We start from the raw sequence: 21,202 nt of genomic DNA, 5'->3' as shown, positions 1-21,202 counted from the left end.
AGGGGACGCATGATGATCCGTCCCGGGGCAGCGACAACAGTCAACCGCCTTGTGCGGCAGCAAAAAACTCGTGTGGAGTTCATTTAGATAGGCTTCACGTCCATCTCCGCCGATTGGGCGAACGACACGTCTATTGCGTAGATCGTCGACCCGGCGTGCGCGACGCACTCATGGCTTTGGCTTGTCGAGATGAAACCTTGTTAGATTAGAAGCTCACGCGGTGCTCGCCTGATCAATATTCTGTTGCCGTCGCTGGGGCTTTCGATATTGGGTATCCACCGCGAGTTCTTTTCCTTGCTGGCCGCCTATTCGGAGCTGCTCATTTCATTGCTGGGCTTGTATTGCGCTGGCGCCGTGTTCTTGAACACCTACTTTGGCAGGGTGCTGCTGCCGCTGGGTAAACCTTTTGGTTTCATCCAGAAAGGGGCTGGGGGTCAGCGAAAAGGCGCGTTGCAAGCGGCGGACCTCCTCGACCTCAAAAAGATCGAGGCGTGACGCTGCTCGACAGTCATCAGCCTCCAGTACCGGCTCGCAGTAGGAGAGTCGTCGGCGCTTGATCGGTTGGAAGCGCCCCACGAGTCATGTCATGAAAGGCGTCGGTTCGCGCCTGACTACCGCTACCACGGAGGAGTTATGAACGAGCTTAACGGCTACGACTACGAAGATTTGAAACCGGGGATGAGCGCTACGTTTGCGAAGACCATCACCGAGGCGGACGTCGTGCTGTTCGCCGCGGTCTCTGGCGATAACAACGCGATGCACATCAACGAAGAGTTTGCGCAGACCACCCGGTTCAAGGGCAGAATCGCGCACGGCATGTTGACCGCGAGCGTCATCTCAGCGGCCATCGCCGGCAGGTTGCCCGGGCCGGGAACCCTGAGCCAGACCCTTCGCTTTAAGGCGCCGGTGAAGCCCGGCGATACCGTCCACGCCACCGTGACGGTGGTTGCATTGTTGCCTGAGAAGAGGCGCGTGTCACTGACCACCATCTGTCGCGTGCTCAACAAGGTGGTGATTGAAGGGGACGCGGTGGTCATGCCTACCTCGAGGCAAACCGCGAGACCTGAGGGCGGAAGCGATAGCTCAGAAGACCGAACTCTAGCCAATGCCATAGCAGCCTAAGTGGATATCACCCTCCCCCTGGGTGTCAATTCGCGAGACAAAATGAAATATCAGGACACCGCCAAGACGACGCTGCTGCCGATGTCATCAACGAAGTATGAGCGGACCGTGCTTCCGATTGGAGAGGCGCGAACGTTCAGCCGGCACTCGGTCATCCTGTAGTAGGCGGTGCCGGAAGGTGCCATGCTGCTGGTTGTTTGAGAGTAAGCGCTAAAACGAGCACACCTATCTTTGTCGGCTTCTAAGAGCGACGATTGCGTCCGCAACCCACATTGCGGACGCAAGCCATGAGCGACGATGAGTTTGACTTTCTGCCACTTCGAGTCATTCGAGAGTGCTCCAACGGCAAACGACGATACGACCCTGACGGGAAGCGCCGACTGATTGAGGCGTGCTTGCGACCAGGAGCGTCAATCGCTGGGCTCGCACTTAGGGCTCAGGTGAACGCAAACCAGCTTCACAAGTGGATAAGGCTACATGAGAGAGCAAACTCTGCTCGTGCAGCACGAAATACGGTCGAGCCGTCAGCGGCGGCCTTCATCCCGGTCCTAGCTATTGAACAGGGCTCTGCGCCGCCGGCGTCTAGTCACAAGCAATCAGCGACTGCGTCGCGACCAACGGCGCGCCTGTCAGCGCATCTCCCGAACGGGGTAACCGTCGAACTTGAGTGCTCACGGCATGATGCGACACTCGTCGCGGCGTTGATCGCCGCGCTGGGAGAGCATTGATGTTCCGCCTTGATTCCGACCTTCGCGTTTATTTGCATCGCGAACCGATTGACTTTAGGGCGGGAATCAATAGCCTCACGGCGCTGGTCGAGCAGTCGATGCAGCTCGACCCCTTCGCTCGCGCCGTGTTCGCTTTCCATAATCGGAAACGCAACCGCGTCAAGCTGTTGTTATACGAACGCTCGGGCTTCTGGCTGATGTTGAAACGCCTCGAGGCAGACCATTTCGCGTGGCCATCCCGGAAGCAGCCCGTGATCGAGTTGACGACCGAACAACTGCACTGGCTTTTAGACGGCATCGACATCGACGCGGTACGACGTCATCCGGCCCGGCAGTACCATCATACGAGTTGATGCGGCGCGCCTTCTCCAGGCGACGTTCCCGATAGCTGTTACAAATTTCCGTAAACCCATCGAGCGTTGCATTTCGCTACTGTGGGTACCATGGATGAACGCGAATTCTCCCAATTGCCTGTCGGAAGACGTCCCAATACGTCAACTGCGCGAGTCCCAGACCTTGCACGGCAGCGGTTCGCGCCGCTTCGACACTGGTCGTGGTGAAACAAGCACGCGCTTGCGGATCAATGCTCCGTCGACGACAAGCGGCCACCGTCGCACCGCACTCAGTCGGATGCAGGCGTGATTGTCCAGATCGGCAACCGTCGAGGGTCGCCCGTGTTTCTTCAGATAGGCCGGCGCGGCGCAAACGAGGCGAGGATTGGGAGCGATCTTCTTCGCCACCAGCTCGGAGTCCTCCAAGGGCGCAATCCGCAAGGCCACGTCGAGGCCCTGCCCGACGATATCGACCTGACGATCCGAAAGATCGAGGTCGATGCGAAGCTCCGGATTGGCTTCGAGCAAACTCGCAAGCATGGGCAGCACGACCGATTGTCCGAACCCGCTTGGAGCCGTCAGACGAAGCACGCCCGACGCCTTTCCCGGCAACGGGCTAAGCTCGGCGCGCGCGCCGGATTCCGCATCCACCATCGCCGTAGCGAACGGGACGAACGCTTCGCCTTCGGCAGTCAGCGTGAGCGACCGGGTCGTGCGATGAAAAAGACGCACGCCGAGATCTTCTTCCAGCGCGGCGATGCGTCGCGACACCTGCATGGGAACGACGTCGAGCTGGCGCGCCGCAGCGGAAATACTGCCCGCCGACGCGACGGCGAGGAAGGTTTGAACGTCTGGAAGGAACATGGTTTATATCCGATAACGTTACGGCGGCTTCACCATTCGATGTCTGTTTTCCTGCCCTCCCAACGCCTAGGATGAAGTCACTTTCCTTCCTTGACGAGACGCGAAATGAACGACTTCACCTCGCAGATCCTTTCCCCGTACGACGGCAACGGCATTGCGGTGCGCAACCATCGCAGTCGCCCCGATGACGCGCATCACGGCTACCGAATACGGCCATCCGACACAGACGATGTTCGACTACTACGGTCGGTTCGCGAAAGGCGGCTTCGGTCTTGTAACGACAGAAGGTATCTATACCGACAAGGCGTTTTCGCAAGGATACCGTTTTCAGCCTGGCCTGGCCGATGACGAACAGGCGCGCGCATGGGCAGCCTTCAATCGCGACATGCACGCACATGGCGCAAGCGTGTTCGCGCAACTGATGCACGCAGGCGCGCTGAGTCAGGGCAATGTTTATCGCAAGCACACGGTGGCGCCATCGGCCGTTCGGCCCAAAGGCGAACAGATGGCGTTCTATTACGGCGATGGACCGTATCCCGAGCCCAGACAGATGACGGATGCCGAGATCGATGAAGCGATCAGCGGCTTCGTGCAGGCGGCACAGCGCGCGGTGAATATCGGGCGATTCAGCGGTGTGGAAATTCACGGCGCGAACGGCTATCTGCTCGACCAGTTTCTGGGCGCACAAACGAATCTCAGAAACGACCGTTGGGGTGGCAGCACGAGAGCGCGAGTACAACTGCTCGTCGATGTCATGAAGTTGGTGCGGCTCGGCGTCGGCGATGCAGTGCCGGTCGGCATCCGCATCTCACAGGGCAAGGTCAACGACTTCGCGTCGAAGTGGCCCGGCCGCGAGGCGGACGCCGAAGTGATCTTCGGCACGCTCGCCGACGCAGGCGTGAACTTCATCCACGTGACCGAGCACGAAGCGTGGCAGCCCGCATTCGAAGGCACACGCGACAGCCTCATCGCGCTAGCGCGTCGCTACGCGCCGAACGCGACGATCATCGCGAACGGCGGCTTGCATACGGCCGAGCGTATCGCCGGTGCGCTCGGGTCCGGCGCGGACATCGTGACGGTCGGACGCGGCGCGCTCGCCAATCCCGATCTGCCGATGATGCTCGCGAGCGGGCGCGAACCGAGGCAGTTCAATAGCTCGATACTGCAACCCATCGCCAGCATCAAGGACGACGAGTTGGCGATGCAGTTCTCCGCCTGAACGCGGTTGTAAGCGCGGGCGCGTATCCTCAGTCTTCGACACGCGCCTGCTGCGTCTCCACATTCGAGCGCCGCCAGTGCGCCGGCGTCATGTCGAAGTGCTGACTGAACGCGCGCCTGAAGGCCGCCACGGATTGATAGCCGACGGTCTCGGCCACCACTTCGGTCGATACGCCTGGCCTCTTCAACTCATTTGCCGCCAGCGCCATTCGGATGCTGGTCAGCAGATCGATGGGTGAACGTCCCACCTTGTTCTGAAAATGACGGATCAATGTTGCGCGCGACATGCTGCATAGACTCGCCAGTTCCGGCAGGGTCCAGTCGCGCGCCGGCTCGTTGAAGATCGCGGCGAGCGCCGGCGACAGACGCGAATGTCCCGCGACCGTCAGCAGACCGGCGGGCGCTTCGTCGGACTCTGCGCTCGCACGCAACGCCAGCGCGAAAAGCGCCGCCGACAGCGCGTTCATCATCGCGTAGCCGCCGAGATTGTCGGCGATCGATTCCGTGCGCATCAACGCGACGAGACCATTCAATTGTTCCAGCGCCGCGCCCTGTCCGCTGCCCTTCGCTGTCGACGTACGGACGACGAGCCGCGCCGGCAGATATGCACGAACGAAGCGGTCATGCGGCGGCGCCAGGACGATCCGTCCGCACAGCATGTCCAGACGCTCGCCGGCGCCCTTGTTTTCGCTGATGATCAGGTTCAGCGCCGCGCGTTGCCGGGCAGGTTTCGGCCGCGCCCCGCTGCCATCGCGAAGCGTATGCGCCGAACCGTGCGTGAGCATCACGATGTCCCCGGCGCGCAGATGTTGCGGCCTGCCGCCGCCGGGCGTCTCCAGCACGGCCGATCCGCCGAGAACGATGTGATACGGCATCTCGCCCGCGTCTGAATCGGCGTAAATGACTTCCCACGGCGCGCCGTACGAACAACGAAGTTCGAGCTGGCCGCGCACGGTCATCATGCCGAGCAGGCGGCTCAGCCAATCGATCGACATCGACATGCTTACCTCGAATGAAACGATGAGACTTTTGAGCATGATATTGAGAATTTAGCGACTCAACAAGCTCATCCGGCGACCCTAAAGTGGAGGCTCCCAACCACCGCCGAATGAGGTCCACCATGAGTCGCATCTCCATTCCCGCCGTCGCCAACGCTACGGGCGACACCGCCGACGTCTACGCACGCGTTCGCAAGATCGCGGGCGGCAGCGTGCCGAATCTGTTCGCGGCGCTCGGCCATCTCGCGCCCGCGACGCTGAACGCCGCGCTCGACGCCGAAGGCGCGCTGGCCGCCAGCAGCCTGAGCAAGCAGGATCTGGAAACCATCAAGCTGCTCATCAGCGAGCAGACGGGTTGCGACTACTGCGTAGCCGCGCACGTGATGCTCGGCAAGATGACCGGTCTGACGCCGGAAGAGTTCAGGCAGATTCGCGCCGGCCAGCCGACCGGTGATCTCAAGCGCGATGCGCTGATCCGCTTCGTGCGGCTTTTGCAGACGACGCGCGGCACGATCGGCGCTGACGAACTCGCCGCCATCCGCGCGGCAGGTTATCGCGATTCGCAACTGGCGGAGATATCGCTGGCGATTGCCATGACGATCTTCACCAACACGTTCAACCGCATCAACGACACCGACGTCGATTTTCCGCCCGTCGAGTAATGCAGACACTCGCGAGCGGATGCGTCCGCTCCACATCGATTCATCCGTTAGCTGATTGGGAGAAGGTCATGTCTCAGATCGAACAGTTCGATACGTTGATTCTAGGTAGTGGTCAGGGCGGCAAGCTTCTGGCGTGGCATCTGGCGCGCTCGGGGCAGCGCGTCGCCGTGGTCGAGCGGCAGTGGGTAGGCGGCTCGTGTCCCGCCGTCGCGTGTCTGCCGAGCAAGAATGAAATCTGGAGTGCGCGCGTGGCGCATCTGACGCGGCATGCCGCCAATTTCGGCGTAGCGACGGGACCCGTCGCCGTGGATATGGCGAAGGTTCGCGATCGCAAGCGCGGCATGGTCGAACGGGAAGCCGCGTTTCACGTACAGGCGTATGCATCGAGCCGCGCCGAGCTGATCATGGGCGTCGGACGGTTCGTCGGACCGAAGACCATCGAGGTGCAGCTCAATGACGGCGGCACCCGCACGCTCGGCGGCGATCAGGTGGTGGTCAACGTCGGCACGCATGCCGCGATTCCGGATGTGCCAGGCCTGGCGTCGGCCGATCCGTTGACGCACATCGGCGCGCTGGATCTCGATCGCGCGCCATCGCATCTGATCGTGATGGGCGGCGGCTATATCGGCGTCGAGATGGCGCAGGCGTATCGGCGCTTCGGCAGCCGCGTGACGATCATCGAGCGCGGTGCACGACTGATGTCCCGCGAAGACGCGGACATCGGCGACGAAATGCTGCGCATACTTCGCGCGGAAGAGATCGACGTCGTGCTGGACGCGCAGACGATCCGCGTCGAGGGGCACTCGGGCACGCAGGTGCGCGTCGTCGTGCGCACGCCTTCGGGCGAGCAGACCATCGAGGGCAGCGACATTCTGGTCGCAGCCGGGCGCATTCCGAACACCGCCGATATCGGCCTGGAGCGTGCAGGCATCGAGCTGGGCGAGCGCGGCTATATCCGCGTGAACGATCGGTTGCAAACGTCGGCGCGCGATGTGTGGGCGATCGGCGAGGTCGCGGGAAGCCCGCAATTCACGCATGTTTCCGTCGATGACTTCCGGATCGTGCGCGACAACATGGCGGGCGGACATCGCAGCACCGGCGATCGGCTGATTCCATACACGCTGTTCACCGATCCGCCGCTCGCGCGCGTCGGCCTGAGCGAAACCGATGCGCGGCGCGAGGGCATCGCCGCGCGCGTCGCGACGCTACCGATGAGCAGTGTGCTGCGAACCGAAGCGACCGACGAAACGCAGGGCTTCATGAAGGTGCTCGTCGGCGCGGAAGACGACCGCATTCTCGGCTTCACGATGATCGGCTCGGAAGCGGGAGAAGTGCTGGCCGCGGTGCAGACGGCGATGATCGCAGAACTTCCGTATCCGAAGCTCCGAGATGCCGTGATTTCCCATTTGACGATTGCAGAAGGTCTCGGGCCATTGCTGTCCAGGTTGCCTGAGCGCGCCGTGTAGTAGTGGCACGCGGTAGCTCGGGAGTCCGAGCTAGCGCGCCCGTGCGGAGCCGTTCGTCGTCTAGACTGCTTCTATGGCGCAGAGCCCGTGGCACCCCCTTGACGGGTGAGATTCGTCGCTGCATCGCGCAGATGATACGGTCGCAGGGCTCACAATCGACTCTGTTAGTCCATGTGTACGAGCGGTCCAACGGAGGACGTCATGTCTGCGACCGAACCCTGGATATGTCCGACGTGCGCAAATCGCGTCACCACACCGTTCTGCCCGATGTGCGGCGAGAGCGCGCTCCGGCCTCCCGACCTTACCCTGCGCGGGATCGGAGCGAAGGTCCTGCACGCGGTAACGACCATCGACGGGCGCCTGCTTCGCATGATCTGGATTTTGCTGCGTCATCCCGGCGAGCTGACGGTCGCGCATTTGAACGGAAAGCGGATGCCTTATGTGCCGCCGTTCTAACTGTTTCTCAGCGCCAACGCGTTTTTCTTCGCGATGCAGTCGCTGACCGACACCCAGGTCTTCGGCTCGACGCTGCAGTCCCATCTTTATCTTCAGGACCGGAGTCCGCTCGCGCGGTCGCTGGTGGCCGAACGCGTCGCGAAACTACGGACGGACCTGCCTCAGTACACGTCCATTTTCGATCGTGCGGCCGTGCTCAATGCCAAGTCACTCATTATTCTCATGGTGATTCCGTTCACGCTGTTGTTGTGGACGACCTTCCTCCGCGCGCGCAAGCCATTCGTCACATTTGTCTATTTCTCGCTCCATCTCTATGCGTTCTTGCTGTTGCTGTTCTCGCTCGCGCTCGGCGTCGCGGCCATCGAGGTCCGTCTCGGCGGCCTCGGACTCAGTTCACCCGTCGTCGACAACCTTCTTTCGATCATCAATCTGAGCCTCTGTGGCGGTTATGTGTTCCTGGCGTTGTTGCCAGTCTTCGGCTCTCACGGTGTGACAAGGCTCGTTAAAGCGGCAACTTTGGCGCTGACGGCTGGCCTCATCGTTCCAGGCTACCGATTCGCAATCTTTCTAATCACGCTATACACGGCGTAATCACGGAACATCTTGTGCAAAGCACGGAGCACGCTGCGCCCGGACGGCGTAAAGTGATGTCCGCGAGGCCTGGGTCTCGACGGCGCCACCAAGCCGGCGAACCGCACGAGCGTTCCGCGAATCCAGCATCGCGATCCGAGCCCTCCGCATCACACAAACAACCCAGGAGACAGTCATGGCTGACCCAAAGAATCCCTTCGAAGATCTGACCAGGATGCTCGAACGGTTCAAGGTGCCCGGCGTCGACATGTCGGCACTGGTCGAATCGCGCAAGAAGGACATCGAGGCTATCGTCGAAGCGAACAAGACCGCGTACGAGTCCATGCAACAACTCGTCCGCAAGCAGACCGACATGCTCACGCGCGCGATGCAGGAGATTCAGGAAGCGGCGAAAACCGGCATCAGCGATCCGGGCAAGCAAAACGAATTCGTACGCAATGCCTGCGTGAAAGCGCTCGAAGACATCAAGGATCTCGCGGAAATCGCACGCAAGTCGCAGGCCGACACGATGGCGAACATCACGCAGCGCGCCAACGAACACGTAGACGAAATAAAGAAGATGCTGCAGCGAAAATAGCGCGGTTTCGTCCAGTCGGAATGCTGCACTTCGGCGCGCCCTGTCTGATGACAAGGCGCGCGGCGTGCTTTTGACGATGACCCCAGGGAGACAACATGGCCTCGCCGTTCAACATGCCGGAGGAGTTCGTCCGGGGGTTTTTCAAATCCGGGCAGACGCTGCTGGAAGCCTATATGGGCGTGGCCGGCAACACGACCGACGCGCGTTCGGAGTCCGGTAGGACATTGCCCGCGCTGGCGCTCGCGCAGGCTCAGGCGCATTACTGGCAGCAGCAGATGGCGCTCTATGCGGGCATGATGGCGAGCGCGACCGGCCAGAAGCCAGAGCCCGCCATTCAGCCAGAGCGCGGCGACCGCCGCTTCAAGTCGGATTCCTGGCACGACAATCCGTGGTACAGCCTCCTCAAGCAGACTTATCTGCTCAATTCGAAGCTGCTCAACGATATGGTCGAAGCCGCGGATATCAACGCGAAGGAGAAGCACAAGCTGCGTTTCTACGCGCGCCAGTTCATCGACTCGATGAGTCCGGTCAATTTCGCTGTCACCAATCCGGAGGCGATGCAAACCGCGATCGAGACGCAGGGCAAGAGCATGCGCACGGGGTTCGCGAACCTGCTCGAAGACCTCAGGCGCGGACGCATATCCATCACGGATGAAAGCGCCTTTGAAGTCGGGCGCAATGTGGCGGTCTCGAAGGGATCGGTGGTATTCGAGAACGAACTGTTTCAACTGATCCAGTACGCGCCGCTCACGGAGAAGGTTGCCGAGCGGCCGCTCGTCATCGTGCCGCCATGCATCAACAAGTTCTATATCCTCGACCTGCAGCCGGCGAATTCGTTCGTGCGCTTCGCGTGCGAACAGGGGCAGACCGTCTTCCTCGTGTCGTGGCGAAACCCCGACAAGGACCTGGGCCACATCACCTGGGACGACTACATCGAGAGCGGTGCGATCAAAGCGATCGAAGTGGGCCAGGCGATCAGCCGCGCCGACAAGGTCAATGCGGTCGGCTGGTGCGTCGGCGGAACGATTCTGTCGTCGGCGCTGGCGGTACTGCGCGCGCGCGGCGAAGATCCGGTCGCGAGCCTCACGCTGCTCACGACGATGCTCGATTTCAGCGATCCCGGCGACCTGGGCGTATTCATCGACGAGGCGGGCGTCACGCAGCGCGAGCAGACCATCGGGCGCGGCGGCATTTATTCGGGCGGCGAACTGGGCTTCGTGTTCCAGACGCTGCGTGCGAACGACCTGATCTGGCCGTATGTCGTCGACAACTACCTCAAGGGCGGCGCGCCGCAGGCGTTCGACCTGCTCTACTGGAATGCCGACGGCACCAACCTGCCCGGGCCGATGTACGCCTGGTATCTGCGCAACATGTATCTCGAGAACAATCTTTGCCAGCCGGGGCGGCTCACCATGTGCGGCACGCCGGTGGATCTCGCGCGCATCGCCATGCCGAGCTATATCTTCGGGACGCAGGAGGATCACATCGTTCCGTGGAAGGGCGCGTACCAGTCGACGCGTCTCCTGGGCGGCGAGACGCAGTTCGTGCTCGGCGCGAGCGGACATATCGCGGGCGTGATCAATCCTGCATCGAAGAACAAGCGCTCCTACTGGATCGACGGCAAGCTCGGCGACGATCCAGAAGCGTGGCTCGAATCGGCCACTTCGCAGCCGGGAAGCTGGTGGACGCACTGGAGCAAGTGGCTGCAAACGTACGCGGGCGAGCAGGTCGCCGCGCCGAAGAAACTGGGCAGCGCGAAGTTCGCGCCGATCGAGCCCGCGCCGGGACGTTATGTTGCGAAGCATCCACCGGAGGCAACGGTCGCCTGAGCATTCATGACCATGCCGAAAGCCGGGTCAGGATCGAGGGGTCGCGTCCGTCTCGCTGGCCCGCGCCAGGGCTTGCGTATCGATATATTCCCGGATGTTCGCGAGCTTGCCATTTCTAACGGTAATGGCGAAGACCCAATCGTCCTTGAACGTCTTATTCGTCGCTTTGATTTTGCCCGTAGCGACGCCGATGACCAGAACCCGGTCTCCCTGCGCGACGAATTCGGGGGGCGCCAGGTATGTCATTTCCACCTCGTTCGAAGCCTTCTGAAGCACTTTGGCCAATCCCGCGTGCCCGCGGTGCGTGCCAGCCAGCGGCCAGTCCTCGCCCGGAATGATCCACTCGATATCTTCGGCAGCCAACGCCATCAGACCTTGCTCGTCGCCGCGACCGATTGCTGCAAAAAAATCCTTCACGATCCGGACATTCTCTCCAGTGCTCATCGAATTCTCTCCATTTCATCAGTCGAACTTGACCAGGTCCTTGAAGATCAGTTGACCCCAGCTGTTTCCGCGCCCCTGCACGAGCAGTCCACCTTCCGAAAGTCCGCCAAGTTCGATCGGCGAGAAACCGAGATCTTCCGCAAGCGCTCCAATCTCCGCTGCGGCGCCGTCATCGTCGCTCGCCAGGAACACGACTCGCTTCCCACCATGTACGGACGGGTCTTGCGCGAGGACCGCGGCGGCCAGATGATTGAAGCCCTTGACCAGCCTTCCGCCAGCGAAAGCCTGCGCGACGAACCTGGACGAAGCTTGCCCTCCCAGTTCCTCGGGGGACACGCCGTATGCATTGGTCACATCGACGATGGTCTTCCCGTGCCAGCTCGGCAACGCCTTCGCGACATCCTGGTGCGACTCGAAACGTACAGCCAAGAAGACAATGTCCGCCTCGACCGCTTCAGCCAGTTTCGTTGGAACGATCGTGGGTCCGATGGCGGCGGCAGCGGAGGCAAAGCTTTCCGGGTCGCGAGTGGTCGCGACGCATACTTCGATGCCGCTTCGGGCAAACGCCTTGGCAAGCGCCTGGCCAATCTTGCCGAAACCAATAATTGCGTAGCTCATTTAATCTCCTTGGTTTGCAACGCCCTGCGAGCCGCGAGTATCGAATGGAGTGACCGGCAGGGCGCAGCGCGTCAGAGTTGCGCAAGGCCGCCGTCGACGGCGACCTCGCTGGCGGTCATGAAGCTGCTGTCCGGCGACGCGAGAAAGGCGGCCACCGCTCCGATCTCTGCCGGATCGGCCATCCGCTGGAGCGGCGTCATCGCGGCGAAAGCCTTCTGGCCTTCCTCGCCCAGCGCCTCCTTCGCGAGTTCGGTGGCCGTCGCCCCGGGCGACAGCACATTTACGCGGATGCCGGTGCCCTTCAGGTCCTCCGCCCAGGTCCGAGCGAGGTTGCGCACTGCGGCCTTGCTCGCGCTATAGGCGCTCATTCCCGGGGCGCCCGTGGTGCCGGCGCTCGATCCGGTCAGGATGATCGAACCGCCCTCGCCCATTAGCGGCAGCGCCTGTTGGACCGTGAAGATCGAACCCTTCACATTGGTGTCGAACGTTTCGTCAATGTGCCCGGCGGTGATCTCGCCTAGCCGAAGCTGGCTTCCCGCCCCGGCATTGGCGAAGACGATGTCGAGGGTTCCGCGCTCGGCCTTCACCGCCGCATAGAGTCGATCGAGGTCGGCCGGATCCGAGACCGAGCCCTTCACCGCGCGGGCATTGGGCCCAAGGTCAGCCAAAGCGGCGTCGAGCGCGTCCTGCCGGCGGGCGAAGATGAAGACGAAGGCGCCTTCCTCGATGAAGCGCTTTGCCGCGGCGCGGCCGATGCCGGTGGCGCCGCCGGTGATCACAGCGGTCTTTCCATTCAGTCTGTTCATGTCGTGCTTCCTTCGAAACAAAAGTGACAAACACCATTCTGAGACTCTTGTTTCATGAAGCCAATTGACTGAATATCTATAAGTGCCATCTACTTTTTAGATATCTATGCTCGACAACGTCACCATCAATCAACTTCGGGCCTTCGTCGCCGTGTGCGACCAGGGAAGCTTTTCCGGGGCTGCACGGGAACTGAGGCGTGCACAGTCGGCGATCAGTCACGCGATCAACGCGCTCGAGAGCGCCTTTGATGTAGTGCTGTTCGAGCGCAATACTCGGAAAGCGACGCTCTCGGCCGCGGGCCGCAGCCTCTTGCCCGATGCTCGCGGGGTGATCTCACGCACCGAGGAAATGAAGATGCGCGCGGCGTCGATCGCCGAGGCCGGGGTCCCACAGGTCTCGATAGCCGTGGATACCTATTTTGCGCGTGCGCATTTAATCGAATGCCTGCGTACCCTGCAGGCCGACTTTCCAACGGTTGCAATCAATCTGCGCATGACGACGATGCAAGGCGGCGAGCGTCTGGTTCTCGAAGGCACGTGCGCGTTGGCAGTGACGATCACCGACGTGCCGGAGTTGAGCCCAGGCACCATAGAAAGGCAGCATTTATGTGAGGCGCGAATGGTGACCGTCTGCGCGCCATCGCATCCGCTAGCCGCAACCGCGGGGCCGATCCCGCGGGAGGAATTTGGCCGGCACATCCAGCTCGTCGTAACCGACAATCAGCCCGATGCAGAAAAGACACAACAGGGGGTTGCCAGCGAACGCCAATGGCGAGTGAATGACCTCGGCGCGAAACACGATCTGCTAAAGGGAAGCTTGTGCTGGGGGCACATGCCGCATCACATCGTCGCGGAAGACCTCGTGAATGGAAGCCTTGTCGAACTTCAACGGCGCGCATGGCACATGCGCCCCCTCACCTTCGTGGTCTCGCAGCGGCGCGGGTACTCGTTTTCCGAATGCGAGACACGGCTGGTCGAGCTCCTTGGCGATCCTCGGCGCTTGCCGAAAGATGCCAGCCAGCGCTCCGTCTCCCCCAAAGCCAAAAAAGCCCGAAGGCCTGCGACGCGCAAGCGACGGTCTTAAACCCCGAAACCAGCGAATCGTGCGTTGGATGGCACGGACTTGTCCTGATCCGTCGGGGGATTAACCCGCGGAGATTGCTGTGATCCACACGGAGAGCTAGAGTTGTGGTTAACTATATGAATCATGAACACGGCCTCCTTCCACGCTAATGCCGACCTACGGCTTCCGCGCTATCAGCTGATCCGCGACGACCTCGTGCGTCGAATCGCCAATGGGGAATGGACGCCCGAGCAGGCGCTACCGACCGAGGCCGACCTTTGCGAGGCCTATGTCGTCTCGATCGGTACGCTACGGAAAGCCATCGAATTGCTCGTAGCAGAAGGCGTCGTCACGCGCACGCAAGGGAAAGGAACATTTGTGCGTCGACCGCGGTTCGATTCATCCCTCTTTCGCTTCTTTCGGTTCAAATCGGCGGAAGGCCAAGCAGTCCAGCCGATCGGCAGAGTTTTGAAGCGTGAGATCGTGAAGCCGAACAAGGCGATTCGCGATGCGCTTCAAATGGAGCCGACCGAAAAGAGCATTCACCTGTCCCGAGTGCGTCTCATCGATTCGAAACCGGTTCTCCGCGAGGAAATCTGGCTCTCCCGACCCCGCTTCGATGCGTTGGCGACACTTCCGCTCGACGATTTCGGGAACCTCATGTACCCCCTCTACGAGCGGGCTTGCCGGCAGATAGTGGCATCGGCTACTGAAACCCTGACCGTCGAACAGGCCAATCAAGAGGATGCGGCGACACTTCACGTTGACGTCGGCAGCCCCGTTATTATGGTCAATCGAGTGGCGCTGGACTTCGCCGGAACACCGATTGAATGGCGCACAACGCGAGGCGCCGCGACAGGGTTCCAATATCAAGTAGAAATCCGGTAACCCTCCCTCTCTAGCCCGCCCGTGCGCGGGCTCCTTGACAGACAACTTTCTCCCGGCTTTACGCGCAACCCGCGCGTGCCTTTTTGCGCCCCGACCGACTTATGTTCGCGCTCCGGCTGCTCCCTGCATCGTTCGGGTAACACCTCATAGTTCGCCCGTGTCATCCAGAGATATAAAGATATATATGTTTATATCTTGCGTCGGATGCCACTGCCCGTCTCCACGAGGGACCGGTGTCGCAGGCACATTTCTGGGGGGTACATGGATTCGATTCCGATTTCTGAACAGCATGTGATGAGAAAAATGGCGTGGCGACTCATGCCGCTGCTCATCGTGATGTTCCTCATCGCGTTCATCGACCGGCAAAATGTCGGATTCGCAAAGCTTGAAATGGTGCAAGCATCGGGGATGACCGAGGCGGCCTACGGTTTTGGCGCATCACTGTTTTTCATCGGTTATCTGCTGTTCGAAGTGCCGAGCACTTTGGCGCTCCACCGCTTTGGAGCGCGTACATGGCTGGCGCGAATCATGATTACGTGGGGCATCATCACTGTCTTGCTCGCCTTTACGAAGTCGCTGCCCCTGTTTTACTTTTACAGGTTCGCGCTCGGAGTAGCTGAGGCAGGCTTCTATCCTGGCGTGATCTACTACCTCACGCAATGGTTCCCGCAGAGCTATCGAACGCGCGTGCTTGGGTTCTTCACCCTGGGTAGCGCACTGGCAAACATGCTGGGGTCGCTTGTCGGTGGCCTGCTGCTTTCGCTCGGCGGCACGTGGGATTTGCAGGGCTGGCAGTGGGTGTTCATCGCAACCGGCATTCCGGCCATCCTCATCGCCTTTGTCGCGCTGAAGTATCTTCCGAACTCGGTTCAAGTCGCGCCATTCCTCTCGCAGGCGGAGAAGGAAATTGTACTGGCGGCTTTTCAAAGGGAGGCGCCTACCGAGGCGAAGGCGTCGCATCCCTGGGCTGCATTCATCGACCCCAAGGTTCTCATGTTCGCTGCAACCTACATGCTGATGTCGACGTCACTCTATGGAGTGACCTACTGGATGCCTACACTGGTGAAAAGCTATGGCGTCTCGTCGACGGTCAACGGACTGCTCAACATGATTCCGTGGGCACTGGCAGCCTTGCTCCTGCTGTGGCTGCCGGGCAAGCTCAAACGAGAGCGCGTTGTCCTCCGAGCGATGACCGTCGTTGCGGGCGTTGGAGTCGTTTGCTTCGCCTCGAGCCTGATATTGCCAACCGTTTCCCTTCGCTTCATTGCACTGTGCCTCGGCGGGGCGTGTATTCCTTTGCTGTATCCGTGCTTCTGGTCGCTTCCGCCGCGCTTCTTCTCGGGTGCTCGAGCCGCAGCGAGTGTTGCGGCCATCAACTGCATCGGAAATCTCGGAGGTTTCTTCGGTCAAAACCTCATGCCCTATGTCGGCAAGATCAGCGAGAGCCACACTGCGCCGATGCTTGTTCCTACCGCATGTCTTTTAGTGCTCGCGATCGGAACAGCCATCGCACGGTCGGTCGGCGCACGGCGGCAGGCAGCAGTGATCACCGCGCACGCGGACCTGAGTCAACCGTAGAGCTCTTTCGGTCTAGATCAGTGACGCATCTTGACCAGGCCGACACACCGAAGCGGCTCGTTTCGACCAGCCGCACGAGCCGCGCGACGATCTCGTGTACGGTTGTCCCCGGTCCGAAGATCTCTGCCACGCCCATGTTCCGTAGAGAAAGCGCGTCTTTATCGGGGTTGCGCGTGGCATATCTCATGGCGTCTACGCTGCGGCAGACGCAGCGGATCGCGGGCGCATAGGTGCCAGTTCGATTGCTATCCTTGCAATACACGATCTTTGACTTCGCTGGGTGCATCGTCAGGCCTACTCCCATCTTCGGTACAGCACCGCAGGCTCACGCCTGCGTTCGTGACACACAAAAGAACGACTGCTTTCGCCCCGTGGCCTCTGCCAGCACCCGCAACCGCTGTTCGATGACGGGGTCGATGCGCACCGCCACCACCCGCAACTTGTTCTCTGCTGATCTTCTCATCTGTTCGCTCCTGTCAGCCGACGACGCGGCTAGCGCGCTTTTCGATCGTAGACCACCACCCGTCCGCGCCATCCGGTCATTATCTAAGGGCGACCTTTCACTCTCGCCGTTTTGCCAGCCACTGCCTTTCGAGCGGCTCGCCTGGCAGGCGGACTGACTTCGGCGGCGGGTACGCGGCGCGTAGGCGGCCGCGCCGCGGTGCGCAGCGACTTCAACTGCTCCTGAAGTGACTGATGCGCCGCTTCGAGCGCGGCGAGCTTGCCCTGAAGCACCCCGTTCTGATGGCGCGTGTCGCCCTGCTGCGTCTGCAGCGCTTCGACGGTGCGACGATGCTCGGCCTCTCGCTTTTCCGCCCGCTTGGCCACCTCGGCCAGTTCCTTCTGAGCCTTGGCCGTGGCGCTGCGTTCCCGATCGATCTCCAGGAGCGCCCGCTTTTCCGATGCGCGTAAGCGCTCCTCAGCACGGCTGGCCGTCTCGCGCAGCTTCTCCAGATCCCGCGAGAAAATATCACGTACTTTTTCCAATTCCCGCTCGCGTGCGACGGCCTCCTCGCCGAGACGCTTGATCTGCGCCTCGAGCGCTTTGCGCGTGGCAGCCTCTTCGGCCTGCTGCCACTCCAACTCGCGGCGACGATACGGCGAGCGCGCGAGCCGATCTGCTTGAGAAGGCGTCCGCGCATTGGCTCAGGCACAGCGCCGGCTCGCACATGGCCGACCGCAAGGTAGATCTGCGCACGGTGCGCGACAACCTCGGACATGCCTCGCTGACAACGACTAGCATTTACTTGCACGTCGACGACGATCGGCGCCATCAGGAGACCGAAGAGAAGCATCGCGTAGACTGGTGAAACTAAGCGAGGTCACCCAACACATCCCGACGGCGCACCCTGCCGATTCCGATTCGCCAACCGCCACTCTCTCATGAAAGTCCCTGTGCCCAAACCCCAGATCTCTGCAGAGCTCGTTGCGATGCCAGGGGTATGCAAACATAGACGATTAGTTGCATCCAGGGACCGGCGAAACTTGCCTGTCCGACCACGGTAAGTCCGTTAAGCGTCAGCGGCAATGCACACTTTCGGCCATGGAGGGACATTCGTATGCGATCGTACCGAGACACCGAGACGGCTGGTCCCTCCCTGATATCGGCCATTTCATTCGACCTTGAAACGCATAGGATCGGGCAGTTGCGCGGTCTCACTATCAGGTAGCGTCAACTGGATAGTCCCGGCCACGCACCTCGGCCAGCGAAGCAGCGACGCGCCGCAGATGCTGACATAAACTTATCCAGGCAGACAAACTGTTCGCTAAGGCGGAGCAACGTGTGCCTTGCTGCCGCGTCTAACAAGGCGCGCTCGCAAAAACGGCTGCCTCGCGGCGAGGTTGAGGGCGCAGACCGCTATCCAATTTCCAGCAGTGCCCGCGAACTCTCATGCAATCAAAACAGATGGGTTACTAAATCGCCCACACTGTTCAGCGGAACAGTTTGTTCCAGCACCACGCGTTTGGCGGCCTCCCTATCCTTCAGATGCTCCGGGACGAACGGGATTGGATATTCTGTCGGCGTTTCCCCCTGAAGCGCTTCGGCCATGAGCTTGCAGATTTGCGTACCCCGCGATCAGATCGAGATAGAGGAATTGTCCCGCAGGATTCACTTCAAAGCAACAATGGTCCCCATCGGCCAATTCTCTTAAGTCAATTGCTGCATATCGAAGCCCAGCCCGCCGACAGAACTCGAAAAGCCTATCGATCAACGGCTGCGGAAGAACAGTCTCGCTGCAAGAAATCCGAGTATCAATCCGAACATCCCACTTGTATCGGTTCTTGCTAATATCGAAAGCGACGGCAGTAACAGATCAATCTATAAGTGTAACGCGAATATCGCGTTGTCCAGGCGACGGGTATGGAAGACGATCCGATCAATCACCCAATCGTCATATATATTCGTAAATTGTTTTATCCGGCTATGGTTCGTGCTTCCGGTCGAAAATTCATAATTACGGATGAAGTCGGTTTCACCACACGGCCAGCAAACGACGCTCTCGGCGTTTCCGTGACTGACTGTCCAAGTCCACGTCCGGTCATCTGGCCACAGCCTGAAATCAGTGATTGATAGATGATCTGGGGTAACGAAGCAATTGCGGCTGAGCGGCGAAGCAGGGACGATTGAAGCTGGCCGAAGACCGAGATCGGCTTAGGATGCGTATCCCATCTTGAAGAGGGCGGCCTTGTCGTCCTTTCCGAATGCGAACTCCATATTGGCAAAGATGCCGTGAGCAGGTTTCAGGACGTACTGTACGCCGAGGCCCGCGCTCGGCAACCGCTTGGCCGAATACATACAGCCGACACGGTTCGCGCCGTACAGGCACGCCACACCAGCAAAAGCGCGGCGGCCCAGCGCACGGCCAGGCGACGGGCGCTCCTCGACCGCAAAGGAGGGATGTAAGTGCCGGCGAACTCGCCCATCGTGTACACATTACGACCTCAAATAGCTGGCGAGTGATTGACTGTCCTTCGCTAGTCGGTCATAGACGTTGCCCAAGCTAGGCGGGATGCGAGACACATAAAATCGTTCGTCATCGCCCAGATATTTGGTCGCGTCCAGGCCCATCTTGTCATTCAATCCGCGCTTGTCTCCCGAAGGATCGAGCTTAGAACCCAGACCGTGCTGGATGATGACCAGATCGCGAGAAGCCTGAAAACGGGTTGCGATTGCCCATTCGATTTGCTCGCTGTCGTTGATATCGATGTATTCATCGACGACAGTCACCATTTTGATGTCGTAATGGCAGCCAAATGCACAGGCGATAACGTTTTTTGCTTCGCCATACTGCTTCTTTATTATTTTCACGATCAAATGAAAACGTCCGAGCCCTCCCGACGTGAGGCGAACATCCAGCACATTAGGAAAATTGAGCTGCATTCGCTCCAGAATGGACGACTCCCGGGGGATTCCGCCGATAATGACGTTCTCGATCCCGGAGGGATTGTTGACGCGATAAATCGGATTGCGGCGGTGGGTGATGCAGGTAATCCTGATGTAGGGAAGCAGGTCCTGACCGGTGTAGTATTTTGGAAATTCTCCAAATGGGCCTTCCAATACGCGTTTATGTGGAATGATGAACCCCTCGATCGCTATCTCGGCGTCCGCAGGAATATGGACATCGTTGGTGTATGATTTTACGACATCGATCGGACGCTGCTTGAGTGCGCCTGCAATGGTCAGTTCGCACACGTCGCGCGGCGCAATGGCCTGCGAAGCCAATTCGACCACCGGATCGTGGCCGATGGTAACGGTAACCGGCAATTCCTTATCCAGCTTTTCCGCGGCCTGATAATAAGCGAACAGATCGCGCGGGAGCATCAGGATGCTCAGCCTGTCAGGCCCTTGCACTTGAAGACGGTTTATCGAGAGGTTTTGCTTGCCTGTTTCCAGATTCAGTCCATGCACGAGGCCGCTGGTGATGTAAGGGCCACCATCGCGTTCGTGGCAGGTAATGATGGGCAGGATCCTTTTTAAATCGATATCCTTGTCGTGCGTTACTTCGTGGACAGCAGCCGAATCCTGCTCGACCACATTCCACTCCAATGGGGCTTTCAATGCCCTCTGAAAGGCGGGCAGGATCTGATCGATGGGAAGCTCGAGCAACTCAGCCACCCATTGCCGCTGCCCAAGCAATCCTCCGGCAATCGGTACCTCATGTCCTCCGGGTCGCGAAAAAAAGCAGGCCTGCTTCCCTTCGAAATGCTCGATATATCGAAGAACATCATATTCGAGCGCGATATTGTCTTCGAGGCAGATCAAACGCTTGGTGCGGTCAAGGAATTCCAGCCAGTCACGAAGATTGTTTATTTTGCTCATTCTGAATTCCATTGCGTGAGTTGACATTCAGGCAATCCAGGAAATGATCTGAATTGATGTCTTTTCCTCTTGGCTCTTTTGGCTGGCTGGGTGCATCCGAGAGCGCGCGTATATCAATGCCCAGGAAAACGCCATAACCGGCCGTATATGAAATCGCCAGAAGAGAAGAATCGGATATATCCAAGCCCCTTGCTTTTAGACACGCCAGGGGTTCGTCCAGTAACTGCTGGCGAAAGGCTCCATCCTGGTTCGCCTCTTCGACGATGGCTGCAATCTTTTCGGTCAATCCGTCCATGAGTGTTCGATCCTTGGTTGAGTCCAGAGGTCTTTATCCACGCAGCGCGCCGGCGCTCACCCCGATAGCCTTTGAACCATAGACGGCGTGTCTTCAGTATTCAAGGGGCCGACTATCTGCTCACCCAGGCAAGGCGGCACATCAGCATAAAAGACGATTTGCGCAAGGTCTGATTGCGGATCGCTCACTAGTGTGCTGAGTTAGAAGTTCGTTGAATCAAGTTTTTGGTCGCTCAGGAATGACGAAGTGTTGGTTAAAGAGCCGCTCGGACTCGCGCAGTCCTTCTTCGGTAAATGTCACAGATTTCGTCTTGTTGACCGGGTCTTCGATGAGCCCCCGTTCGTAG

General features: G+C 59.9%; 26 protein-coding genes and 1 pseudogene. 16 read left to right on the top strand and 11 right to left on the bottom strand.

The annotated features are described in order from the left end of the window. Positions 1 to 243 precede the first annotated feature (243 nt). The 4 genes from NCT32_RS30435 to tnpB all read left to right on the top strand — a co-directional run bounded on the left by NCT32_RS30435 (position 244) and on the right by tnpB (position 2,203). Positions 244 to 495: a hypothetical protein gene (locus tag NCT32_RS30435; RefSeq protein ID WP_250490983.1), complete on the top strand. Its 252-nt coding sequence runs from the start codon at positions 244 to 246 to the stop codon at positions 493 to 495. A 138-nt stretch (positions 496 to 633) separates the two neighbouring features. Beyond that, on the top strand, positions 634 to 1,122 hold the full coding sequence (locus NCT32_RS30430; protein ID WP_250490982.1) for a MaoC family dehydratase: 489 nt from the start codon (positions 634 to 636) through the stop codon (positions 1,120 to 1,122). Between the two features lie 287 nt (positions 1,123 to 1,409). Further along, a complete protein-coding gene (gene tnpA / locus NCT32_RS30425) occupies positions 1,410 to 1,850 on the top strand; it encodes an IS66-like element accessory protein TnpA (RefSeq protein WP_086961626.1) in 441 nt (146 codons plus the stop codon). Beyond that, positions 1,850 to 2,203 (top strand): IS66 family insertion sequence element accessory protein TnpB, encoded by a 354-nt coding sequence (gene tnpB / locus NCT32_RS30420; protein ID WP_061121645.1) that lies wholly within the window; start codon positions 1,850 to 1,852, stop codon positions 2,201 to 2,203. Before tnpA ends, tnpB begins: the two co-directional genes overlap by 1 nt. Before the next feature lie 141 nt (positions 2,204 to 2,344). Here the strand turns inward: tnpB and NCT32_RS30415 are convergent, their stop codons facing one another. After that, positions 2,345 to 3,046: a LysR family transcriptional regulator gene (locus tag NCT32_RS30415; RefSeq protein WP_250490981.1), complete on the bottom strand. Its 702-nt coding sequence runs from the start codon at positions 3,044 to 3,046 to the stop codon at positions 2,345 to 2,347. Positions 3,047 to 3,230: 184 nt separating this feature from the next. Here NCT32_RS30415 and NCT32_RS30410 point away from each other — a divergent pair, with 184 nt between their 5' ends. Next, a complete protein-coding gene (locus tag NCT32_RS30410) occupies positions 3,231 to 4,265 on the top strand; it encodes an NADH:flavin oxidoreductase (RefSeq protein ID WP_250490980.1) in 1,035 nt (344 codons plus the stop codon). 28 nt (positions 4,266 to 4,293) lie between these two features. On the opposite strand, the gene NCT32_RS30405 is transcribed toward NCT32_RS30410, so the two are convergent. Further along, the gene (locus NCT32_RS30405; protein WP_250490979.1) at positions 4,294 to 5,265 is read right to left on the bottom strand and encodes an AraC family transcriptional regulator; all 972 of its coding nucleotides are present in this window, start codon (positions 5,263 to 5,265) and stop codon (positions 4,294 to 4,296) included. Positions 5,266 to 5,384: 119 nt separating this feature from the next. On the opposite strand from NCT32_RS30405, the gene NCT32_RS30400 reads away from it, so the two are divergent. The 6 genes from NCT32_RS30400 to NCT32_RS30375 all read left to right on the top strand — a co-directional run bounded on the left by NCT32_RS30400 (position 5,385) and on the right by NCT32_RS30375 (position 10,843). Beyond that, positions 5,385 to 5,924, top strand: a complete 540-nt coding sequence (locus NCT32_RS30400) for a carboxymuconolactone decarboxylase family protein (RefSeq protein WP_250490978.1) — start codon at positions 5,385 to 5,387, stop codon at positions 5,922 to 5,924. 68 nt (positions 5,925 to 5,992) lie between these two features. Further along, positions 5,993 to 7,390, top strand: coding sequence for an FAD-dependent oxidoreductase (locus tag NCT32_RS30395; protein WP_250490977.1), 1,398 nt, complete (start codon positions 5,993 to 5,995; stop codon positions 7,388 to 7,390). A gap of 201 nt (positions 7,391 to 7,591) precedes the next feature. Beyond that, positions 7,592 to 7,846: a DUF3667 domain-containing protein gene (locus tag NCT32_RS30390; RefSeq protein WP_250490976.1), complete on the top strand. Its 255-nt coding sequence runs from the start codon at positions 7,592 to 7,594 to the stop codon at positions 7,844 to 7,846. Positions 7,847 to 7,879: 33 nt separating this feature from the next. Continuing rightward, entirely contained in the window at positions 7,880 to 8,437 is a 558-nt protein-coding gene (locus tag NCT32_RS30385; protein ID WP_250490975.1) for a hypothetical protein, read from the top strand. A 175-nt stretch (positions 8,438 to 8,612) separates the two neighbouring features. Continuing rightward, positions 8,613 to 9,014, top strand: a complete 402-nt coding sequence (locus NCT32_RS30380) for a phasin family protein (RefSeq protein ID WP_250490974.1) — start codon at positions 8,613 to 8,615, stop codon at positions 9,012 to 9,014. Between the two features lie 95 nt (positions 9,015 to 9,109). Continuing rightward, positions 9,110 to 10,843 (top strand): alpha/beta hydrolase, encoded by a 1,734-nt coding sequence (locus NCT32_RS30375; RefSeq protein WP_250490973.1) that lies wholly within the window; start codon positions 9,110 to 9,112, stop codon positions 10,841 to 10,843. Positions 10,844 to 10,870: 27 nt separating this feature from the next. On the opposite strand, the gene NCT32_RS30370 is transcribed toward NCT32_RS30375, so the two are convergent. From NCT32_RS30370 to NCT32_RS30360, 3 genes are all read right to left on the bottom strand, one after another. Beyond that, positions 10,871 to 11,287, bottom strand: a complete 417-nt coding sequence (locus NCT32_RS30370) for a nuclear transport factor 2 family protein (RefSeq protein ID WP_250490972.1) — start codon at positions 11,285 to 11,287, stop codon at positions 10,871 to 10,873. Between the two features lie 18 nt (positions 11,288 to 11,305). Continuing rightward, positions 11,306 to 11,905, bottom strand: a complete 600-nt coding sequence (locus tag NCT32_RS30365; RefSeq protein ID WP_250490971.1) for an NADPH-dependent F420 reductase — start codon at positions 11,903 to 11,905, stop codon at positions 11,306 to 11,308. Between the two features lie 71 nt (positions 11,906 to 11,976). Beyond that, entirely contained in the window at positions 11,977 to 12,711 is a 735-nt protein-coding gene (locus NCT32_RS30360; RefSeq protein ID WP_250490970.1) for an SDR family NAD(P)-dependent oxidoreductase, read from the bottom strand. Between the two features lie 106 nt (positions 12,712 to 12,817). Here NCT32_RS30360 and NCT32_RS30355 point away from each other — a divergent pair, with 106 nt between their 5' ends. The 3 genes from NCT32_RS30355 (at position 12,818) to NCT32_RS30345 (ending at position 16,240) form a co-directional block, all read left to right on the top strand. After that, complete coding sequence (locus NCT32_RS30355) at positions 12,818 to 13,795, top strand: LysR family transcriptional regulator (protein WP_250490969.1); 978 nt, start codon at positions 12,818 to 12,820, stop codon at positions 13,793 to 13,795. A 123-nt stretch (positions 13,796 to 13,918) separates the two neighbouring features. After that, positions 13,919 to 14,662, top strand: a complete 744-nt coding sequence (locus NCT32_RS30350; RefSeq protein ID WP_061121639.1) for a GntR family transcriptional regulator — start codon at positions 13,919 to 13,921, stop codon at positions 14,660 to 14,662. Positions 14,663 to 14,923: 261 nt separating this feature from the next. Next, positions 14,924 to 16,240: an MFS transporter gene (locus tag NCT32_RS30345; RefSeq protein WP_250490968.1), complete on the top strand. Its 1,317-nt coding sequence runs from the start codon at positions 14,924 to 14,926 to the stop codon at positions 16,238 to 16,240. A 325-nt stretch (positions 16,241 to 16,565) separates the two neighbouring features. Here the strand turns inward: NCT32_RS30345 and NCT32_RS30340 are convergent, their stop codons facing one another. Next, entirely contained in the window at positions 16,566 to 16,703 is a 138-nt protein-coding gene (locus tag NCT32_RS30340; RefSeq protein ID WP_250477668.1) for a hypothetical protein, read from the bottom strand. 83 nt (positions 16,704 to 16,786) lie between these two features. Further along, the gene (locus tag NCT32_RS30335) at positions 16,787 to 17,323 is read right to left on the bottom strand and encodes a hypothetical protein (protein ID WP_311768203.1); all 537 of its coding nucleotides are present in this window, start codon (positions 17,321 to 17,323) and stop codon (positions 16,787 to 16,789) included. An 8-nt stretch (positions 17,324 to 17,331) separates the two neighbouring features. Between NCT32_RS30335 and NCT32_RS30330 the strand changes: the two are divergent. Further along, a pseudogene (locus tag NCT32_RS30330) lies at positions 17,332 to 17,550 on the top strand (tyrosine-type recombinase/integrase); the annotation flags it as partial. A 587-nt stretch (positions 17,551 to 18,137) separates the two neighbouring features. Here NCT32_RS30330 and NCT32_RS30325 read toward each other — a convergent pair. After that, on the bottom strand, positions 18,138 to 18,290 hold the full coding sequence (locus tag NCT32_RS30325) for a hypothetical protein (protein ID WP_250477660.1): 153 nt from the start codon (positions 18,288 to 18,290) through the stop codon (positions 18,138 to 18,140). Between the two features lie 312 nt (positions 18,291 to 18,602). Here NCT32_RS30325 and NCT32_RS30320 point away from each other — a divergent pair, with 312 nt between their 5' ends. Next, a complete protein-coding gene (locus NCT32_RS30320; RefSeq protein WP_250490967.1) occupies positions 18,603 to 18,812 on the top strand; it encodes a hypothetical protein in 210 nt (69 codons plus the stop codon). A 363-nt stretch (positions 18,813 to 19,175) separates the two neighbouring features. Here the strand turns inward: NCT32_RS30320 and NCT32_RS30315 are convergent, their stop codons facing one another. The 3 genes from NCT32_RS30315 to NCT32_RS30305 form a co-directional block, all read right to left on the bottom strand. Next, positions 19,176 to 20,561, bottom strand: a complete 1,386-nt coding sequence (locus NCT32_RS30315; RefSeq protein WP_250490966.1) for a UbiD family decarboxylase — start codon at positions 20,559 to 20,561, stop codon at positions 19,176 to 19,178. Then, positions 20,536 to 20,856, bottom strand: a complete 321-nt coding sequence (locus NCT32_RS30310; protein WP_143756455.1) for a hypothetical protein — start codon at positions 20,854 to 20,856, stop codon at positions 20,536 to 20,538. Before NCT32_RS30310 ends, NCT32_RS30315 begins: the two co-directional genes overlap by 26 nt. Before the next feature lie 216 nt (positions 20,857 to 21,072). After that, positions 21,073 to 21,202: DUF6429 family protein (locus tag NCT32_RS30305; protein ID WP_250490995.1), on the bottom strand; the 130-nt coding region annotated here is incomplete at its 5' end.

The sequence above is a fragment of the Caballeronia sp. INML2 genome, assembly GCF_023631365.1.
GTDB lineage: Bacteria > Pseudomonadota > Gammaproteobacteria > Burkholderiales > Burkholderiaceae > Caballeronia > Caballeronia turbans.
The sequence above is the reverse complement of the archived record's forward strand: the minus strand, read 5'-3'. Positions and strand labels throughout refer to the sequence as shown.

Coding starts and splice junctions, on each gene's coding strand:
- NCT32_RS30310 (WP_143756455.1), bottom strand. CDS start 20,856: ATGGACGGATTGACCGAAAAGATTGCAGCCATCGTCGAAGAGGCGAAC.
- NCT32_RS30380 (WP_250490974.1), top strand. CDS start 8,613: ATGGCTGACCCAAAGAATCCCTTCGAAGATCTGACCAGGATGCTCGAA.
- NCT32_RS30415 (WP_250490981.1), bottom strand. CDS start 3,046: ATGTTCCTTCCAGACGTTCAAACCTTCCTCGCCGTCGCGTCGGCGGGC.
- NCT32_RS30345 (WP_250490968.1), top strand. CDS start 14,924: ATGGATTCGATTCCGATTTCTGAACAGCATGTGATGAGAAAAATGGCG.
- NCT32_RS30320 (WP_250490967.1), top strand. CDS start 18,603: ATGGAAGACGATCCGATCAATCACCCAATCGTCATATATATTCGTAAA.
- NCT32_RS30395 (WP_250490977.1), top strand. CDS start 5,993: ATGTCTCAGATCGAACAGTTCGATACGTTGATTCTAGGTAGTGGTCAG.
- NCT32_RS30350 (WP_061121639.1), top strand. CDS start 13,919: ATGAACACGGCCTCCTTCCACGCTAATGCCGACCTACGGCTTCCGCGC.
- tnpB (WP_061121645.1), top strand. CDS start 1,850: ATGTTCCGCCTTGATTCCGACCTTCGCGTTTATTTGCATCGCGAACCG.
- NCT32_RS30430 (WP_250490982.1), top strand. CDS start 634: ATGAACGAGCTTAACGGCTACGACTACGAAGATTTGAAACCGGGGATG.
- NCT32_RS30360 (WP_250490970.1), bottom strand. CDS start 12,711: ATGAACAGACTGAATGGAAAGACCGCTGTGATCACCGGCGGCGCCACC.
- NCT32_RS30375 (WP_250490973.1), top strand. CDS start 9,110: ATGGCCTCGCCGTTCAACATGCCGGAGGAGTTCGTCCGGGGGTTTTTC.
- NCT32_RS30410 (WP_250490980.1), top strand. CDS start 3,231: ATGACGCGCATCACGGCTACCGAATACGGCCATCCGACACAGACGATG.
- NCT32_RS30355 (WP_250490969.1), top strand. CDS start 12,818: ATGCTCGACAACGTCACCATCAATCAACTTCGGGCCTTCGTCGCCGTG.
- NCT32_RS30325 (WP_250477660.1), bottom strand. CDS start 18,290: ATGGCCGAAGCGCTTCAGGGGGAAACGCCGACAGAATATCCAATCCCG.
- NCT32_RS30315 (WP_250490966.1), bottom strand. CDS start 20,561: ATGAGCAAAATAAACAATCTTCGTGACTGGCTGGAATTCCTTGACCGC.
- NCT32_RS30405 (WP_250490979.1), bottom strand. CDS start 5,265: ATGTCGATGTCGATCGATTGGCTGAGCCGCCTGCTCGGCATGATGACC.
- NCT32_RS30400 (WP_250490978.1), top strand. CDS start 5,385: ATGAGTCGCATCTCCATTCCCGCCGTCGCCAACGCTACGGGCGACACC.
- NCT32_RS30390 (WP_250490976.1), top strand. CDS start 7,592: ATGTCTGCGACCGAACCCTGGATATGTCCGACGTGCGCAAATCGCGTC.
- NCT32_RS30340 (WP_250477668.1), bottom strand. CDS start 16,703: ATGAGAAGATCAGCAGAGAACAAGTTGCGGGTGGTGGCGGTGCGCATC.
- tnpA (WP_086961626.1), top strand. CDS start 1,410: ATGAGCGACGATGAGTTTGACTTTCTGCCACTTCGAGTCATTCGAGAG.
- NCT32_RS30385 (WP_250490975.1), top strand. CDS start 7,880: ATGCAGTCGCTGACCGACACCCAGGTCTTCGGCTCGACGCTGCAGTCC.
- NCT32_RS30370 (WP_250490972.1), bottom strand. CDS start 11,287: ATGAGCACTGGAGAGAATGTCCGGATCGTGAAGGATTTTTTTGCAGCA.
- NCT32_RS30365 (WP_250490971.1), bottom strand. CDS start 11,905: ATGAGCTACGCAATTATTGGTTTCGGCAAGATTGGCCAGGCGCTTGCC.